The organism is Azospira restricta (assembly GCF_016858125.1).
Classification (GTDB): Bacteria; Pseudomonadota; Gammaproteobacteria; order Burkholderiales; family Rhodocyclaceae; genus Proximibacter; species Proximibacter restrictus.
This window is the reverse complement of sequence record NZ_CP064781.1, coordinates 1,215,326-1,233,039: the sequence shown is the minus strand read 5'-3', so window position 1 is coordinate 1,233,039 and position 17,714 is coordinate 1,215,326. Positions and strand designations below refer to the sequence as shown.

Genomic DNA, 17,714 nt, shown 5'->3' with positions numbered 1-17,714 from the left:
TACAGCAAACTACCTGTCGCGGAGTGGAGCGGGTGAAGGGAATCGAACCCTCGTCTTAAGCTTGGAAGGCTTCAGCTCTACCATTGAGCTACACCCGCACAAACCAGAACCACGACTACAACGTTCGCGACAATTTTTTTGGTGGAGGGAGAAGGATTCGAACCTTCGAAGGCAGAGCCGACAGATTTACAGTCTGTTCCCGTTGACCGCTTGGGTATCCCTCCGGGAAACCGGAGATTATCAGCATTTGCACAACCGCTGTCAAATGCTTTCGCGAAATAGGCTGCGCATCTTAGCAAAAAACCCGCCAGGATGCGACCCGTCGCTGGCTTTTCGGCGGCGAGGCACTAGAATCCGGCTCACCCGACCACCATCCGCCCGACCCGATGACCCGCCCTGCCCCCCATCCGCCGCTCCCGGAACCTCTCGTCGCCGCACTGCGCGAGCGCCTCGGCCAACGCTTCTCGCAGGGCGAGTCGGTCCGCCTGCAGCATGGCCGCGACGAATCGGTGCACGCCCCGGAACCTCCGGACGCGGTCGCCTTTGCCGAATCGCCCGACGAGGTCGCGGCGATCGTCCGCCTTTGCCGGGAGCACCGGGTGCCGGTGATCCCCTACGGCGCCGGCAGCTCGGTCGAGGGCCACCTGCTCGCCGTGCGCGGCGGCGTCAGCATCGATCTCTCGGGCATGAACCGCGTGCTCGCCATCCACGCCGAGGATCTCGACGCGACGGTGCAGGCCGGCGTCACGCGCAAGCAGCTGAACGAGGCGCTGAAAGGAACCGGCCTCTTCTTCCCGATCGACCCCGGTGCCGACGCCTCGCTCGGCGGCATGGCGGCGACGCGCGCCTCGGGCACCAACGCCGTGCGCTACGGCACGATGCGCGAGAACGTGATGGCGATGACGGTGGTGCTCGCCGACGGCCGCATCATCCGCACCGGCGGCCGGGCGAAGAAATCCTCGGCCGGCTACGACCTGACCCGGCTGTTCGTCGGTTCGGAAGGCACCCTCGGCATCGTCACCGAACTGACGGTCAGGCTCTACCCGGTGCCGGAAGCGATGTCGGCCGCCGTCTGCACCTTCCCCGATGTCGACGCGGCAGTGAACACCGTCATCCAGACCATCCAGATGGGTGTGCCGGTGGCGCGCATCGAGCTGCTCGACGCGCTGACGCTGACCGCGATCAACCGCTTCAGCAAGACGACGCTGCCGGAGCGGCCGACGCTGTTTTTCGAGTTCCACGGCAGCGCAACCGCGGTCGCCGAACAGGCCGAATTCGTGCAACAGATCGCCGGCGAGCACGGCGGCGAGCATTTCCAGTGGGCGACGCGCCCCGAGGAGCGCACCCGCCTGTGGCAGGCGCGCCACGACGCCTATTTCGCCTGCCTGCAGTTGAAGCCCGGCGGCCGCGCCTTCCCGACCGACGTCTGCGTGCCGATCTCGCGGCTCGCCGAGTGCATCGCGGCGACCAACGCGGACCTCGCGCAGGTGTCGATCCCGATCATGCTCTTCGGTCACGTCGGCGACGGCAACTTCCACCTGGTCGTGCTGGTCGACCCGGCCAACGAGAAGGAGATGGCCGAGGCGGAATGGATCAACGAGCGCGTCGTCGAGCGGGCGCTCGCGATGGAAGGCACCTGCACCGGCGAGCACGGCATCGGGCTGGGCAAGAAGAAGTTCATGCTGCGCGAACACGGCGACGGCGCCGTCGACGTGATGCGCGCGCTCAAGCGCGCACTCGACCCGGACGATCTGCTCAACCCGGGCAAGATTCTGCCCTGACCGCCGCGCTCAGGGCGCCGCCGGCGTGCCGCGCAGGCGGCCGAGCAGCGTCATCGCCGCCAGCGCCAGCGCGCCGGCGAGCACGCCGACCAGCGCATCGAGCGCGGCGGCGACCAACGGCGCGGCAAACCCGGCGGCGGCCGCCGCCGACTCGATGCCGTGGTGCACGGCGGGCACGCCGTGCGTCAGGATGCCGCCGCCGACGAGGAACATCGCCAGCGTGCCGATCACCGTCAGCGCCTTCATGATGCGCGGCGCCGCCGCCAGCAGCAGGCGACCGACGGCCTTCGCCGCGGCACTGCCGCGGGCGACGAGATGGGCGCCGACGTCGTCCATCTTGACGATCGCCGCCACCAGGCCATAAACCCCCGCCGTCATGATCAGCGCAATGCCGACCAGCACCGACGCCTGCACCGCGAACGGCTTGTCGGCGACGGTGCCGAGCGCGATGACGAGGATCTCGGCGGAGAGCACGAAGTCGGTGCGGACCGCGCCCTTGATCTTCTCCTTTTCGAAGGCGACGAGGTCGACGCTCTCGTCCGCCACCGCCGCCAGCTCGGCATCATGCTCGGCGGCAAGCTCGTCGGCGCGATGCAGCCACTTGTGCGCCAGCTTCTCGACGCCCTCGAAGCACAGATAGAGGCCGCCGACCATCAGCAGCGGCAGCACCAGCATCGGCGCCACGGCGCTGATCGCCAGTGCCGTCGGCACCAGGATCGTCTTGTTCAGCAGCGAGCCCTTGGCCACCGCCCACACCACCGGCAGTTCGCGCTCGGCGCGCACGCCGGCGACCTGCTCGGCGTTCAGCGCCAGGTCGTCGCCGAGCACGCCGGCGGTCTTCTTCGCCGCCACCTTGGTCATGATGGAAACGTCGTCGAGGATCGTCGCGATGTCGTCGAGGAGGGCGAGGAGGCTGGCGCCGGCCATGGGGGCTCCGTTGTCGTGGCGGTTGGAAGACGCGGCGCCGGCGGTCCCGGGGACGGCACGCCGGCGAAAGCCGCGATTATATACAGCCGGCATCGGCGGCGCCGCCGCCGCTGCTGCGCCGCAACGTTACGGCGGATTCGCTGTCCCATACAATGCATGCGTCGCCTACCCGCGACGCACGACATCAACCCGGCTCGCTCCACAAGAACGTGACCGGATCACAGCCAACGGAGGAGTCTCACAATGAGCGATCTCTCGATCACGCTCGAGGACAAGTACACCCGCGCCTCGGGACGTGTCTTTCTCACCGGCTCGCAAGCCTTGGTCCGCCTGCCCCTGCTGCAGCGGCAGCGCGACGCGGCCGCCGGACTCAACACCGCCGGCTTCGTCTCCGGCTACCGCGGCAGCCCGCTCGGTGGCGTCGACCAGGCCTTCTGGGCGGCGAAGAAGATTCTCGAACCGCAGCACATCGTCTTCCAGCCGGGCGTCAACGAAGACCTCGCCGCCACCGCGGTGTGGGGCTCGCAGCAGGTCAACCTGTTCCCCGGCGCGAAATACGACGGCGTCTTCGGCATGTGGTACGGCAAGGGGCCGGGCGTCGACCGCTGCGGCGACGTCTTCCGCCACGCCAACGCCGCCGGCACCTCGCCGCACGGCGGCGTGCTGGTGATCGCCGGCGACGACCACAACGCCAAGTCGTCGACGCTGCCGCACCAGACCGACCACTTCTTCAAGGCGGTGATGATGCCGGTGCTGTACCCGGCGAACGTCCAGGAGTACCTCGACTACGGCCTGCACGGCTGGGCGATGAGCCGCTACTCCGGCTGCTGGGTGGCGCTGAAGGCGCTCGCCGACACCGTCGAGACCTCGGCCTCGGTGGACATCGATCCGCTGTCGCTGCCCATCGTCACGCCGACCGACTTCGAGCTGCCGGAAGGCGGCCTCAACATCCGCTGGCCGGACGACCGCCACGAGCAGGAGCGCCGGCTGCTGCACCACAAGCTCTACGCCGCGCTCGCCTACGCCCGCGCCAACCGGCTGAACCGCGTCGTCATCGACTCGCCGGCGCCGCGGCTGGGCATCATCACCGCCGGCAAGTCCTACCTCGACGTGCGCCAGGCCTTCGACGAGCTGGGCATCGACGACGCGCTCGCCGCCGAGATCGGCATCCGCCTGTACAAGGTGGGCATGGTCTGGCCGCTGGAAGCCGACGGCGTGCGCGAGTTCGCGGAAGGGCTGGAGGAGATCCTGGTGATCGAGGAGAAGCGCCAGCTGATCGAATACCAGCTCAAGGAGGAACTCTACAACTGGCGCGAGGACGTGCGCCCGCGCGTCATCGGCAAGTTCGACGAAAAGGGCGAGTGGGCGTCGATCCCGGACGGCCGCGGTCACGTCACGCACGGCGAATGGCTGTTGCCGGCCGCCGGCGAGCTGTCGGTGGCGCATATCGCACGCGTCATCGCCGCCCGCATCGAGCGCTTCTTCACCTCGCCGCACATCCAGGCACGGCTGGCGCTGATCGAGGCCAAGCAGCGTGCGCAGGCGGCGCCGATCCGGCTGGCGCAGCGCACGCCGACCTTCTGCTCGGGCTGCCCGCACAACACCTCGACGCGCGTACCGGAAGGTTCGCGCGCGGTTGCCGGCATCGGCTGCCACTACATGGTGACCTGGATGGACCGCAGCACCGGCACCTTCACGCACATGGGCGGCGAGGGCGTACCCTGGGTCGGACAGGCGCCGTTCACCGCCGAGAAGCACATCTTCGCCAACCTCGGCGACGGTACCTATTTCCACTCCGGGCTGCTGGCGATCCGCCAGGCGGTGTCGGCCGGCCACCCGATCACCTACAAGATCCTCTACAACGACGCCGTGGCGATGACCGGCGGCCAGCCGGTCGACGGCACGCTGACCGTGCCGCAGATGACGCGCCAGCTCGAGGGCGAAGGGATCGAGAAGATCGTCATCGTCACCGACGAGCCGGAGAAGTACGCCGGGGTCGGCGGCCTGGCGCTGATCGGCGGCAAGCCGATCCCGATCCGCCACCGCGACGAGCTCGATGCGGTGCAGCGCGAGCTGCGCGAGTACCCCAGCGTCTCGATCCTGATCTACGACCAGACCTGCGCCACCGAGAAGCGGCGGCGCCGGAAGCGCGGCAAGCTGGCCGACCCGGCGAAGCGCGTGTTCATCAACGAGGCGGTGTGCGAGGGCTGCGGCGACTGCGGCGTGCAGTCGAACTGCCTGTCGATCGTGCCGGTCGAGACCGAGTTCGGCAGGAAGCGCCAGATCGACCAGTCCTCGTGCAACAAGGACTTCTCGTGCCTGAAGGGCTTCTGCCCGTCCTTCGTCACGATCGAGGGCGGCCAGCTCAGGAAGCCGCAGGCGATCAGCGCCGACGAGGCGCACGAGCGGCATTTCGCCGACCTGCCGCTGCCGGCGCCGGTCGACACCGGGAAGCCGTTCAACATCCTCGTCACCGGCGTCGGCGGCACCGGCGTCGTCACCATCGGCGCGCTGATCGGCATGGCCGCGCACATCGACGGCAAGGGCGTGTCGGTGCTCGACATGACCGGGCTGGCGCAGAAATTCGGCGCCGTCTATTCGCACCTGCGCATCGCCGACCGGCCGGCCGACATCCACGCCGCGCGCATCGCCACCGGCGAGGCCGACGCGATCGTCGGCGGCGACCTGGTGGTCAGCGCCGGCAACGAGGCGATCTCGAAGACGCTCGCCGGCAAGACGCGGGCGGTGGTGAACCTCGCCGAGACGCCGACCGCCGAGTTCACGACCAATCCGGACTGGCAGTTCCCGCTCGACCGCATGGAGGCGCGCATCGTCGAAGCCTGCGGCGAAGGCAACGTGCATTTCGTCGACGCGCAGCAACTGGCCGTCAAGCTGATGGGCGACGCCATCTTCGCCAACACCTTCCTGCTCGGCATGGCCTGGCAGAAGGGGCTGGTGCCGGTATCGCTGGCGGCGATCGAGAAGGCCTTCGAGCTGAACGGCACCGCCGTCGCGCAGAACCATCGCGCCTTCCTCTGGGGCCGCCGCGCCGCGCACGACCTGGCGGCGGTGCGCCGCTTCGCCGAGCCGGCGGCGGTGGTGCCGCTGACGCCCGCGGCGCGCGGCCTCGACGAAATCGTCGCGCGCCGCGCCGAGATTCTCGCCGACTACCAGGACGCCGCCTACGCCGCGCGCTACCGCGCGCTGGTCGAGCGCGTGCGCACGGCCGAGGCGGCGCTCGGCGGCACGGCGCTGGCCGAGGCAGTCGCCCGCTACTACTTCAAGCTGCTGGCGATCAAGGACGAGTACGAGGTGGCGCGGCTCTATGCCGACCCGGCCTTCCTGCGCCGCATAGAGGAAACCTTCGCGGGCGACTACCGGCTGGTCTTCCATCTGGCACCGCCGCTGGTCGCGACGACCGACCCGAACAGCGGGCATCCGCGGAAGCAGGCCTACGGCCCGTGGATGCTGCGCGCTTTCCGCCTGCTGGCGAAGCTGCGCTTCCTGCGCGGCACGGCGTTCGACGTCTTCGGCAAGACCGCCGAGCGGCGCATGGAGCGGCAGCTGATCGCCGACTACGAGGCCGACGTGGCGCTGATCGTCGACCGCCTCTCCGCCGCAACGCTGGCCGACGCGGTAGCGCTCGCCAGCGTGCCGGAGCGCATCCGCGGCTTCGGCCACGTCAAGGCGGCGCACGTCGCCGCGGTCGCCGGCGAACGCGAACGCCTGCGCAACGCGCTGCGCGCCAACGCCAAGCTCGCCGCAGCGGCGTAGACGGCCGCGCGCAGCCACTGCGGGTAGAATGCGGCGCTCGACCCTTCCGAGCGCCGCATGAGCCCGCCCCTCCGCCAACTCGCCCTGCAGTTCGCCGCCGTCGTCGCGGTCCTCTCGCTCGCCTGGCCGTACTACGGCATCCGGGGCGAAGCCCTGCCCTGGGCCGGCGTCGTGCTGGCGATCGGCGCCGCGGCCTTCCTGCTCGCCGCCCTCACCCGCCAACCATGGTGGTGGCAGACGATGCATGCGCTGTTCGCGCCGCTCGCCTGGGCAGTGGCGCAGCTGCAGATCGACCCGGGCTGGTTCCTGGCGGCGGCGATCCTGCTGCTGCTCGTCTATCGCGGCGCGCTCTCGGGACAGGTGCCGCTCTACCTGAGCAACCGCGAGACCGCCGACGCCCTCGCCGAGCTGCTGCCGGCACACCCCGGCCTCCGCGTCGTCGACCTCGGCGCCGGGCTCGGCAGCGTGCTGCGCCCGCTCGCCGCAGCGCGTCCGGACGCCCACTTCGTCGGCGTCGAGAACGCACCGCTGACCTGGCTGGCCGGGCGACTGCTGTGCCTCGGCCGGCGCAATTGCGAGCTGCGTTGGGGCAGCCTGTGGCAGACCCCGCTCGCCGATTGCGACGTGGTCTATGCGTTCTTGTCGCCGGTGCCGATGGCGGCGCTATGGGAAAAGGCGAAGGCGGAGATGAAGCCGGGCAGCCTGTTCATCAGCAACAGCTTCCCGGTACCCACGGTTGAACCGAACGCAATCGTCGAGGTCGGTGACGGCCGCGCGACGCGGCTCTACTGCTATCGCCGCTAGAGGCGGATGCCCTTGCGCGCGACGGCGACCAGCGCCTGGGTGCGACTGTTGACGCCGAGCGCCTTGAAGATGGCGGTGATGTGGATCTTCACCGTGCCTTCGGAAAGACCGAGCAGGTCGGCGATCTCGCGGTTCGAGCTGCCCTTGACCATCAGACCGAGGACGTCGGCCTGACGGCCGGTGAGTCCGACCTCGTCCGGCGACACCCCTTTCGCTGCCGACGGCAGCGCCAAACCGACCCCCTGGCTGGCGGGCAGGGTCTGCTCGGGAACGAAGATGACACCGTCGAGCACCTTGCGCAGCGCGTCGAGCAGACGGTCACCGGAATAGGCCTTGGGCACGAAGCCGGCGGCACCGGCCTTGAGCGCGCGGTTGACGGTGTGCGCGTCGTCGTAGGCGGAGACGATCACCACCGGCAGCGACGGATAGCGCTGGCGGAACAGGCCGAGGCAGGTGAGGCCGTCGATGCCCGGCAGCGCCAGGTCGAGCAGCACCAGATCGAAGTCGTCGCCGTTGCCGAGCACGGCGCAGCCGCCCTCGCAGTCGGACGCCTCCAGCACCTCGACGTCCGCGTCGAGCTGCAGCAGCGTCTGCACCAGACCTTCGCGTACCAGCGCGTGATCCTCGATCACCAGCAGTTTGAGCATGTTCCCGACCACCCCGCGTATTGTTATCCCGCAACTTTATCATCAAGCAATGCGTTCATGCCTATGAACCAATTGGCATCTGCTACCATGAACCGGTCACGCACCCGACGGAGAACCGCGATGAGCAACGAGACGCCGAACACCGACCCGCTGGAGTTCATGAAAGGCATGTGGGGCAACATGGGCTTCTCGCTGCCCGGCATGGTCGCGCCGACCTTCGACACCGACGAGCTGGAGAAGCGCATCAGCGACCTGAAGGCGGTCGAAGGCTGGCTGCGGATGAACCTGTCGATGCTGCAGATGACGATCCAGGGACTGGAGATGCAGCATTCGACGATTTCGGCGGTGAAGGCGATGGGGCAGATGGCGGCGGAAGGCCAGGCCGCCGGCGACGGCGCCCAGGCGCCCGGCGGCGGCCCGTTTGCGCAGGCGGCGATGTGGCCGTGGAACATGATGCAGCAGATGCAGGCGCACATGCAGCAGGCGGCGCCGCCCGAGGCCGCGAGCGCGCCGCCGGCGGACGAGCCGCCGCCGGCCAAGGGCGCCGGCCGCAAGGGGAAGAAGCAGTAGGTCCCGTCAGCTGCCGACGCGGGCGGCCCACAGCGGCATCGTCGCCATCGACGCCAGCGTCGTCGCCGAGATGATCCAGGCGACGCTCCTCCCGTCGCCGCCCATGCGCATCGCCAGGATGTAGGCCGACGACGCGGTCGGCAGCGACGCGAACAGCACCGCCACGCCGTAGTAGATTCCGGAAAGCCCCAGCCAGCGGCCGAGCAGCAGCGCCGCCGCCGGCACCGCCAGCAGCTTGACCAGCACCAGGTAGAGCGAGGCGCCGCGCACCCCGTTTTGCCCCTGCAGCCGCAGCGCGGCGCCGACGGCGAGCAGGCCGAGCGCGATCGAGGCGTCGGCCAGCCGGCCGAGGAAGGTGGCGAGCGGGCGCGGCGGCTCGAAGCCGGCCAGGTTGAGCACGAGGCCGCCGAGCGTCGCCCAGATCAGCGGGTTGCGCGCGATCTCGCGCCAGACGCCGGCGTCGCCATGGCGCGCCAGCATCCACACCGACGACAGGTTGGCGAAGGGCACGGCGACGCCGACGATCAGGCCGAGCGCGGCGATTCCCGGCGTACCGAAGAGCAGGCCGGCGGCGGCCAGCCCGATGTAGGAATTGAAGCGGAAGCCACACTGGAAGACCGAGGCGAAGACCATCGGCTTCAGCCCGAACAGCGGCCGCGCCAGCCAGGAGAGCGCCATGCCGGCGGCCATCGCGCCGAGCGCGGTGACGAGCAGCGGCGTCGCCGCGGCAAGGTCGAGGCGCGTCTTCAGGATGGCGTTGACCAGCAGCGCCGGGAAAAGGATGAAATAGACCAGCTTCTCGACGCCGGCCCAGAAGTGGTCGCCGAGCGACATCCCGCGGCGCAGCGCGAAGCCGAGCAGGATCAGGGCGAAGTCGGGGAAGAGCAGCAGCGCCGTGGACATCGGCGCATTCTATGCGCTCGCGCGGCGATCAGACGATACGTGATTGCCGCAGCGCGGCGATCTCGGACGGCGCATAGCCGGCTTCGGCAAGCAGCGCGTCGGCATGCTCGCCCGGCGCCGGCGCCGGGCGCTCGACGGCGAAGTCCCAGCCGGAAATCCTGAACGGCGGCGCGTACTGGGTCATGCCGTCGGCGCGGCAGCTCATCGCGCGGGCCTGCGCCTGCGGATGCGCGATCGCCTCGGCGGTCGTCAGCACCGGCGTCACGCAGCAGTCGACGCGCTCGAACAGCGCCGTCCACTCGGCCTGCGTGCGCGTCGCGAACAGGGCTTCCAGCTCGCCGCGCAGCGCCGGCGTCGCCGTTTCCGCGTAACGCGGCGTCCAGTCCGGACGGCCGACCGCGTCGCAGAACAGCTGCCAGAACTTTTCCTCGAGCGCGCCGACCGCCATGTAGCGCCCGTCGGCGGTGCGGTAGACGCCGTAGTTGGCGTGGCCGCCGGTGAGCAGGTCGCCGCCGCGCGGCGGCGGTTCGCCGCCGGCCTGCAGCGCGAACAGCGGGAACAGGTTGTGCGCGAGCACGCTCTCGGCCATCGCGACGTCGACGAAGCCGCCTTCGCCAGTCGCACGCGCGCGATAGAGCGCGGCGAGGATGGCGGCGACGGCGGACATCGCGCCGCCGAGCAGGTCGCCGATCTGCAGCGCCGGGATCGCCGGCGGGCCGCCGGCGCTGCCGGTCTGCTCGAGCACGCCGGCCTGCGCGATGTAGTTGAGGTCGTGTCCGGCGCGCAGCGCCCACGGCCCGTCCTGGCCGTAGCCGGTGATCGCGCAATAGACGAGGCGCGGATTGATCGCCGCCAGCGCCGCGTAGCCGACGCCGAGGCGGTCCATGACGCCGGGGCGGAAACTCTCGACCAGCACGTCGGCGGAGGCGACCAGGCGCTGCAGCACCTCGCACCCGGCGGACTGCTTCAGGTCCAGCGTCAGCCCGCGCTTGTTGCGATTCACCGCGCGGAAGAACCAGCTGACGCCGTCGCGGCCGTCGCCCATCGTGCGCGCGTAGTCGCCGGCGCCGGTGTCCTCGATCTTGACCACGTCGGCGCCGAGGTCGGCGAGATGCAGCGTTGCCACCGGCCCCGGCAGCAGCCGCGACAGGTCGAGCACGCGGACGCCGGCGAGCGGCCGGCTCACGGCAGCGCCTCGCAGCGTTCGAGCAACGTGCCGTCGATGTCGAGGACGACGCCCTCTTTCAGTTCGGTATCGAGGAAGTGGCCGCGGAACAGCCAGCCGTTGTGGCCGTGCTGCGAGGTCCACGGCGTATCCCAGCGGTCGACGCGCAGGCGGATGCGGATCGCTTCGACCTCGCGCGCCCGCGCCGCGTCGCTGACGCAGGGGTAGGCCTCGGCGAGCCGTTTCCAGTCGTCGCGCGTGTAGCGCTCCTTCGGCTTGCCGGGGTTCGGGCACAGGTCCATGCGATGCGGGCGGCGATAGACCTCGGTGATCGTACCCTTCAGCCAGTAGGTCGGCGCCTTCAGGATGTAGCCTTCGCCGCCTTCGCGAAAGAGCGCGCAATCGCCCGGCACGGGCATGCGCGCCGCGTCGGCGAAGGCGCCGGAGATCGGCAGCAGGAAGGCGAGGAGGACGAGCGGGCGCAGGCGCATCACTCGTATTTTCGCACGTCCTCGATCACCTTGCCGTCGTTGGGGAGCGAACCCGGCGCGAGGAACGCGACCTCGCCGCGCAGCTTGGTGATCTCGCGCAGCGAGGCGACGATCGCCGCGCCGAGCCCAGCATCGGCGCCGCCTTCGCAGTTGAGCACCATGCGGTCCTGGCCGGAGGCGTTGTCGACGACCAGGCGCGCGCGCGCCACTTCCGGGTGGCGCTTCAGCACCGCGGCGACCTGCGACGGGTGCACGAACATGCCCTTGATCTTGGTCGTCTGGTCGGCGCGGCCGAGCCAGCCCTTGATGCGCAGGTTGGTGCGGCCGCAGGGCGAGATACCGGGCAGCACCGCGGAGAGGTCGCCGGTGCCGAAGCGGATCAGCGGATAGTCGCGGTTGAAGGCGGTGACCACCACCTCGCCGACCTCGCCGGCCGGCACCGGGTCGCCGGTACCGGGGCGGACGATCTCGATGATGACGCCCTCGTCGGCGACCAGCCCGTCGCGCGCCGGCGTCTCGTAGGCGATGACGCCGAGGTCGGCGGTGGCGTAGGCCTGGTAGCCCTGCACGCCGCGCGCCGCGAGGGCGTCGCGCACCGAGGGCGGGAAGGCCTCGCCGGAGACCAGCGCCTTCTTCAGGCTGCTGACGTCGAGCTGCAGCTCGTCGGCCTTGTCGAGCAGGATCTTCAGGAACGACGGCGTGCCGGCGTAGGCATCGGGGCGCAGCTCGGCCATCGCCTGCACCTGCTGCTCGGTCTGACCGACGCCGCCGGGGAAGACGGTGCCGCCGAGCGCGAGCACGCCGGCCTCCATGATCCAGCCGCCCGGTGTCATGTGGTACGAGAAGCTGTTGTGCACCAGGTCGCCGGCGCGGAAGCCGGCGGCGAACATCGCCCGCGCCGTGCGCCAGTAGTCGGCGACGCGGCCCTCCGGCTCGTAGATCGGCCCGGGCGACGCATAGACGCGCGCGACGCGGCCGCGCCAGTCGCCGACGAAGCCGCCGAACGGCCGGCTCGCCTGCTGCCGCTCGAGCAGCTCGCTCTTCCTGATCACCGGCAGCTGCGCCAGCGCCTCGCGCGTCGTCACCGCCTCGGGGTCGACGTCCGCGAGCATTTCGCCGAAGGCCGGCGCGTACGACTTGGCGAACGAAATCAGCGACGGCAAGGCCGCCATCTGCTGCCGCTCGCGCACCTCCGGCGAACGGGTTTCCAGTGCGTCAAAGTATTCCATATGCATATCTCCGGGCAAAGCAGCGGCCAGCCTAGGGGAAAATTTCTTTTAATTTCGTGGGTTAGGGGTTCGGCAAACAGACCGCGCCGGAACGAGGCCAGAGGTCGAAAAGTAGCGCCCTGAGGCGAGGCGCGAGCGGGCGCCGTGTGCTATCTGCAGACAAGCTCGCAAGCAACGCGGGGAGCGCACATCGACCGCCGAGATGGCCAAGTAGCGCCGCAAGACGAGGCGCGAGTCCGCGCCGTGTGCACCGGGCACACAAGCGGACGAGCAACGAAGTATTGCGGTGCGCACGGCCATCTCACGAGAGCCAGCGCTTGCGGCGGCGGTAGTGCTTCACTTCGCGGAAGCTCTTCCGTCCGGCGCTCGACAGGCCGAGGTAGAACTCCTTGACGTCCTCGTTCGCGGCCAGCTCCTTGGCGTCGCCTTCCATGACGACGCGGCCGTTCTCGAGGATGTAGCCGAAGTCGGCGTAGCGCAGCGCGACCATCGTGTTCTGCTCGGCGAGCAGGAAGCTGACGCGCTCGCTCTGGTTCAGGTCCTTCACGATCTCGAAGATCTCCTCGACGATCTGCGGCGCGAGGCCCATCGACGGCTCGTCGAGCAGGATCATCTCGGGCTTGGCCATCAGCGCCCGGCCGATCGCGCACATCTGCTGCTCGCCGCCGGAGGTGTAGCCGGCCTGCGTCATCCGCCGCTGCTTCAGGCGCGGGAAGTAGTGGTAGACCATCTCCAGGCTCTGCTTCAGCTCGGCGCGCGAGATACCGCGGGTGTAGGCGCCGGTCAGCAGATTCTCCTCCAGCGTCAGGTGCGCGAAGCAGTGGCGCCCCTCCATGACCTGGATGACGCCGCGCTTGACCAGCTGGTTGGGGGTCATCTGGTCGACGCGCGTGCCCTTGAACATGATGTCGCCCTTGGTGACGTCCCCCCGCTCGGCGCCGAGCAGGTTGGAGATCGCCTTCAGCGTCGTCGACTTGCCGGCGCCGTTGGCGCCGAGCAGCGCGACGATGCGGCCTTTCGGCACTTCGAGCGAGACGCCCTTGAGCACGAGGATCACGTGGTCGTAGATGACCTCGATGTTGTTGACCGTCAGGTAGCGGTCGGCTGCTTCACTGTGATGTGTCGTTGTCGTCATCGTCTCCATCCATCCGGTATGGCCGCCGGGAGGTGCGGCACGCGAGCGTGTCCGCACCACCCCGGCGAGTTAGTGCGGCGTGCCCTGCACGTCCGCACTAACCGGTCTCAACCTTCCTTCGAACAGTCACGCGGGGTGATGTTCTTTTCCTTGGCGTACTTCGCCGCGGATTCCTCGATCATCGGCCGCACCAGCTCCTTGTCGGCGTCGATCCAGTCGGTCAGCACCTTCCACTGCTTGCCGTCCCACTGCTGGAACTTCACCTTGCCCGAGCCTTCGTGGTCGAGACAGGTGACCTTCAGGTCGGGCATGAAGCCTTCGGCGCCGAGTTCCTTGAGCCGCTTGGAGTCGATCGCGAGATTCTCGAAGCCCCAGCGCATCTGCTCGCCGTTCATCACCTTGCCCTTGCCGAACTTGGCCTGCGCCGTGCGGATGGCCTCGACGGTGATGATCCCGTGCACCACGCCGCGGTTGTAGTAGACCGAGCCGATGCGGGCCTTGTCTTCCATGTTGCCCTTGTTCTTCTTGTAGACGTTGTCCTGGATCGCCTTGACCACCGGGTAGTTGGCGCCGGCGACGTTGAAGCCGGCAGCGATGAAGCCCTTGGCAGCGTCGCCGGCAGGGATGGTGTCCTCCTCGGCGCCGGACCACCAGACGCCGACCATCTTGTCGCGCGGGAAGCCGACCTTGGCGGCGGCCTTGATCGCGGTCGGGTTCATCACCCCCCAGCCGCGCAGGATCACCCAGTCCGGCTTCTCCTGGCGGACACGCAGCCACTGCGACTGCTGCTCGTTGCCCGGGTGCGAGACCGGGATGTGGACGACGGTGAAGCCATACTTCTTGGCCTGCGCATCGAGCAGCGGGATCGTTTCCTTACCGTAGGCCGAGTCGTGGTAGATGTTCACGATCTTCTTGCCCTTCAGCTTGTCCATGCCGCCTTCCTTGGCGCCGATGAACTTGATCTTGGCGGTGTTCTGCGACCAGTAGTTGGTCAGCATCGGGAAGACCCACGGGAAGACGCGGCCGTCGGACGCATCGGTGCGGCCGTAGCCGATGGTGACCATCGGGATCTTGTCCTGCGCGACCTTGTCCAGCACCGAATAGGTGATGCCGGTCGACAGCGGCTGGAAGACGGTGTTGCCGGAGGCGCCCTTCGATTTCAGACGCTCGTAGCACTCGACGCCGCGGGCGTTGTTGTACTCGGTTTCGCACTCTTCCCAAGTCAGTTTGACGCCGTTCACGCCGCCGTCGCGCTCGTTGACCAGCGCCATGTAGTCGATCCAGCCACCGTAGATTCCGGAGCCGCCGGCGGCGTACGCGCCGACGCGATAACTCGGCAGACCGATGAACTGCTCGCTCGCCTGGGCGAGGACCGCCGACGAGGTGAGCACGCTCGATACCGCAACAGCAGACAGCAGAAGCTTGGTTTTCAGTTGCATGGTTTGTCTCCTCCGTAGTGAGTCTGAATATCGTCCGCGCCGGGTCGCCCCGGCTCGGGCAATCTTAGTGGGGGAACGGCCACAGCCGCAATTTCTCCTTGGCGATCTGCCACAGCCGCGCCAGGCCGTGCGGCTCGACGATCAGGAAGAAGATGATCAGCCCGCCGAACACCATCAGCTGCATGTTCGAAGCGATCGACGGCGAGAGCAGGCCGGCGAACACGTCCTGCACGAGCACGTCGAGGAAGATCGGCAGCAGCACGATGAAGGCCGAGCCGAGGAAGGCACCGCTGATCGAGCCGACGCCGCCGATGATGATCATGAACAGGATCTTGAACGAGAGATCGAGGTTGAAGCCTTCCGGCTCGACCGTGCCGAGGTAGGCGAAGGCGTAGAGCGCGCCGGCGACGCCGCAGTAGAACGAGCTGACGGCGAAGGCCAGGAGCTTCGTGTACATGATGCGGATGCCGATCACCTCGGCCGCCACGTCCATGTCGCGCACCGCCATCCAGGCGCGGCCGACCGAGCTGCGCACCATGTTCTTCGCCATCAGCGCCATCACCGCGACGATCGACAGCACCAGCAGGTACTTGGCCTGCGGCGAATCGAAACGGTAGCCGAGGATGACCATCTCCTGCGCGGTGATCACGCCCGACGAGGAGTCGTTCGAGAACCAGCCGACCTTGGTCAGCAGCCAGACGATGAAGAACTGCGCCGCCAGCGTCGCCACCGCGAGATAGAAGCCCTTGATGCGCAGGCTGGGCAGGCCGAAGGCGATGCCCACCAGCGCCGCCATCAGGCCGCCGAGCGCGAAGGCGACGAGCAGCGGCATGCCGTCGATGCGCAGCATGAAGTTGTAGGAGGCGAAGGCCCCGACCGCCATGAACGCGGCGGAGCCGAGCGACAGCTGGCCGGCGTAACCGGTCAGGATGTTCAGCCCGAGCGCCGCCAGCGAGAACACCAGGAACGGCACCATGATCGCCTTCAGCCAGTATTCGCTGGCGAAGAGCGGCACGGCGACGAAGGCGAGCGCGAGCAGCAGCTGGATGCCGATGCGGTCCTGGCGGATCGGGAAGATCTGCTGGTCCGCTGCGTAGGTGGCCTTGAACTGGCCGGCTTCACGGTAAAGCATGAGTTTTCTCTCCCTGCCGAATCAGACGCGATCGATGTGCTTTTCGCCGAACAGCCCTTCCGGCCGGATCAGCAGGAAGGCCAGCGCCATCACGTACGGGAACCACGAGTCGATGCCGCCGCCGACGTAGGCGCCGAGATAGACCTCCGCCAGCTTCTCCGACGAGCCGATGATCAGGCCGCCGACGATGGCCCCCGGGACCGAGGTGAAGCCGCCGAGGATCAGCACCGGCAGCGCCTTCAGCGCGGTGAAGGTGAGCGCGAACTGCACGCCGTTGCGGGCCCCCCAGATCAACCCGGCGACCAGCGCGACGAAGCCGGCGACCGCCCAGACGATGCGCCAGATCGTCTGCAGCGGGATGCCGATCGACAGCGCCGCCTGGTGGTCGTCGGCGACCGCGCGCAGCGCGCGGCCGACCCGGGTGTATTGGAAGAAAAGCGCCAGGGCCGTGACCAGCACCGCCGCGACCCCGGCGGCAAAAAGGTCGAACTTGGAGACGCCGATGCCGGTCGCCTCCATCATCCATTCGATCGGTTCGTCCTGGATGCCGAGATCCAGGCCGCGCACGCTGGCACCCCACATCGCCTGGGCCAGGCCCTCGACGAAGAAGGTCAGCCCGATCGTCGCCATGAACAGCGCGATCGGCGGCTGGTTGACCATCGGCCGCAGCACGATGCGCTCGGTGCCGATGCCGAGCAGCACCATGGCGCCGAAGGCGAGCACCAGCGCGATCCAGAACGGCACGCCGAGCTCGAGGATGCCGACGAAGGTGAGCGCGGCGAAGAAGACCATCGCCCCCTGCGCGAAGTTGAACACCCCCGAGGCCTTGTAGATCAGCACGAAACCGAGCGCGACGAAGGAATACATCACCCCCGAGAGCAGGCCGCCGATCAGGACTTCCAGAAAGAACTGCATGTCTGTCCCCCTTTAGTGGGCAACGCCGAGATAGGCGCTGATCACTTCTTCGTTGTTGCGCACGTCGTCCGGCGTACCGTCGCCGATCTTCTTGCCGTAGTCGAGGACGACGACGCGATCGGAGATATCCATGACGACGCCCATGTCGTGCTCGATGAGCACGATGGTGGTGCCCATCTGGTCGTTCACGTCGAGGATGAAGCGGCACATGTCCTGCTTTTCCTCGACGTTCATGCCCGCCATCGGCTCGTCGAGAAGCAGCATCGACGGCTCGGCGGCGAGCGCGCGGGCGAGCTCGACGCGCTTCTGCAGGCCGTAGGGCAGACGCCCGACCGGGGTCTTGCGGATGTGCTGGATCTCGAGGAAGTCGATCACCTCCTCGACCTTGCGGCGATGCTCGAGCTCCTCGCGCTGGGCGCGGCCGATGTGGATCGCCTGCTCGAGGAAGTTCGACTTCATCTTGGTGATGCGCCCGGTCATGATGTTGTCGAGCACGCTCATACCCTTGAACAGCGCGATGTTCTGGAAGGTGCGGGCGATCCCCTGCATCGCCGCCATGTGCGGCTCCATCCTGCGGCGCTCCTCGCCGTGGAAGACGATGCGCCCTTCCTGCGGGTGGTAGACGCCGTTGATGACGTTGAGCATCGAACTCTTGCCGGCGCCGTTGGGGCCGATGATCGCCCGGATCTCGTGCTCGCGCACGTCGAAGGAAATGTTGGTCAGCGCCTTGACGCCCCCGAAGCGCAGCGAGATGTTCTGCAGGTCGAGGATGACGTCGCCGATCTGTCGTCCGTTCATGGTC

Annotated in this window: 15 protein-coding genes and 2 tRNA genes; 4 read left to right on the top strand and 13 right to left on the bottom strand. The window is 68.4% G+C overall.

Features of this window, described 5'->3' with window-relative positions:
• Positions 1–24: 24 nt before the first annotated feature.
• Both IWH25_RS05955 and IWH25_RS05950 read right to left on the bottom strand, forming a co-directional pair.
• Positions 25–98: transfer RNA gene (locus IWH25_RS05955), tRNA-Gly, on the bottom strand.
• A 41-nt stretch (positions 99–139) separates the two neighbouring features.
• A tRNA-Tyr gene (locus IWH25_RS05950) sits at positions 140–224 on the bottom strand.
• Positions 225–386: 162 nt separating this feature from the next.
• Here IWH25_RS05950 and IWH25_RS05945 point away from each other — a divergent pair.
• Positions 387–1,781, top strand: coding sequence for an FAD-binding oxidoreductase (locus IWH25_RS05945; RefSeq protein ID WP_203388412.1), 1,395 nt, complete (start codon positions 387–389; stop codon positions 1,779–1,781).
• A gap of 9 nt (positions 1,782–1,790) precedes the next feature.
• Here IWH25_RS05945 and IWH25_RS05940 read toward each other — a convergent pair whose 3' ends face one another.
• A complete protein-coding gene (locus tag IWH25_RS05940; protein ID WP_203388411.1) occupies positions 1,791–2,708 on the bottom strand; it encodes a DUF808 domain-containing protein in 918 nt (305 codons plus the stop codon).
• Positions 2,709–2,951: 243 nt separating this feature from the next.
• Here IWH25_RS05940 and IWH25_RS05935 point away from each other — a divergent pair, with 243 nt between their 5' ends.
• Complete coding sequence (locus IWH25_RS05935; RefSeq protein ID WP_203388410.1) at positions 2,952–6,482, top strand: indolepyruvate ferredoxin oxidoreductase family protein; 3,531 nt, start codon at positions 2,952–2,954, stop codon at positions 6,480–6,482.
• A 57-nt stretch (positions 6,483–6,539) separates the two neighbouring features.
• Positions 6,540–7,286, top strand: coding sequence for a class I SAM-dependent methyltransferase (locus IWH25_RS05930; protein ID WP_203388409.1), 747 nt, complete (start codon positions 6,540–6,542; stop codon positions 7,284–7,286).
• Here IWH25_RS05930 and IWH25_RS05925 read toward each other — a convergent pair.
• Complete coding sequence (locus IWH25_RS05925; protein ID WP_203388408.1) at positions 7,283–7,933, bottom strand: response regulator transcription factor; 651 nt, start codon at positions 7,931–7,933, stop codon at positions 7,283–7,285. The genes IWH25_RS05930 and IWH25_RS05925 overlap by 4 nt on opposite strands.
• 120 nt (positions 7,934–8,053) lie before the next feature.
• Between IWH25_RS05925 and IWH25_RS05920 the strand changes: the two genes are divergently transcribed.
• Complete coding sequence (locus tag IWH25_RS05920) at positions 8,054–8,503, top strand: PhaM family polyhydroxyalkanoate granule multifunctional regulatory protein (protein ID WP_203388407.1); 450 nt, start codon at positions 8,054–8,056, stop codon at positions 8,501–8,503.
• A gap of 6 nt (positions 8,504–8,509) precedes the next feature.
• Here IWH25_RS05920 and IWH25_RS05915 read toward each other — a convergent pair whose 3' ends face one another.
• From IWH25_RS05915 to IWH25_RS05875, 9 genes are all read right to left on the bottom strand, one after another.
• A complete protein-coding gene (locus IWH25_RS05915) occupies positions 8,510–9,406 on the bottom strand; it encodes an AEC family transporter (protein ID WP_203388406.1) in 897 nt (298 codons plus the stop codon).
• A 28-nt stretch (positions 9,407–9,434) separates the two neighbouring features.
• Positions 9,435–10,592 carry a CaiB/BaiF CoA transferase family protein gene (locus IWH25_RS05910; protein WP_238999014.1) on the bottom strand — a complete coding sequence of 386 codons (1,158 nt, stop codon included), beginning with the start codon at positions 10,590–10,592 and terminating at the stop codon, positions 9,435–9,437.
• Positions 10,589–11,062, bottom strand: a complete 474-nt coding sequence (locus IWH25_RS05905) for a hypothetical protein (RefSeq protein ID WP_203388405.1) — start codon at positions 11,060–11,062, stop codon at positions 10,589–10,591. Before IWH25_RS05905 ends, IWH25_RS05910 begins: the two co-directional genes overlap by 4 nt.
• On the bottom strand, positions 11,062–12,291 hold the full coding sequence (locus tag IWH25_RS05900; protein WP_203388404.1) for a phenylacetate--CoA ligase family protein: 1,230 nt from the start codon (positions 12,289–12,291) through the stop codon (positions 11,062–11,064). The genes IWH25_RS05905 and IWH25_RS05900 overlap by 1 nt, the downstream gene beginning before the upstream one ends.
• Before the next feature lie 301 nt (positions 12,292–12,592).
• A complete protein-coding gene (locus IWH25_RS05895) occupies positions 12,593–13,426 on the bottom strand; it encodes an ABC transporter ATP-binding protein (protein ID WP_203388403.1) in 834 nt (277 codons plus the stop codon).
• Between the two features lie 107 nt (positions 13,427–13,533).
• Positions 13,534–14,865, bottom strand: coding sequence for an ABC transporter substrate-binding protein (locus tag IWH25_RS05890; RefSeq protein WP_203388402.1), 1,332 nt, complete (start codon positions 14,863–14,865; stop codon positions 13,534–13,536).
• Between the two features lie 64 nt (positions 14,866–14,929).
• Entirely contained in the window at positions 14,930–15,997 is a 1,068-nt protein-coding gene (locus tag IWH25_RS05885) for a branched-chain amino acid ABC transporter permease (protein ID WP_203388401.1), read from the bottom strand.
• A gap of 21 nt (positions 15,998–16,018) precedes the next feature.
• Positions 16,019–16,912: a branched-chain amino acid ABC transporter permease gene (locus IWH25_RS05880; protein ID WP_203388400.1), complete on the bottom strand. Its 894-nt coding sequence runs from the start codon at positions 16,910–16,912 to the stop codon at positions 16,019–16,021.
• Positions 16,913–16,924: 12 nt separating this feature from the next.
• Positions 16,925–17,710, bottom strand: a complete 786-nt coding sequence (locus tag IWH25_RS05875) for an ABC transporter ATP-binding protein (RefSeq protein WP_203388399.1) — start codon at positions 17,708–17,710, stop codon at positions 16,925–16,927.
• Positions 17,711–17,714 lie beyond the last annotated feature (4 nt).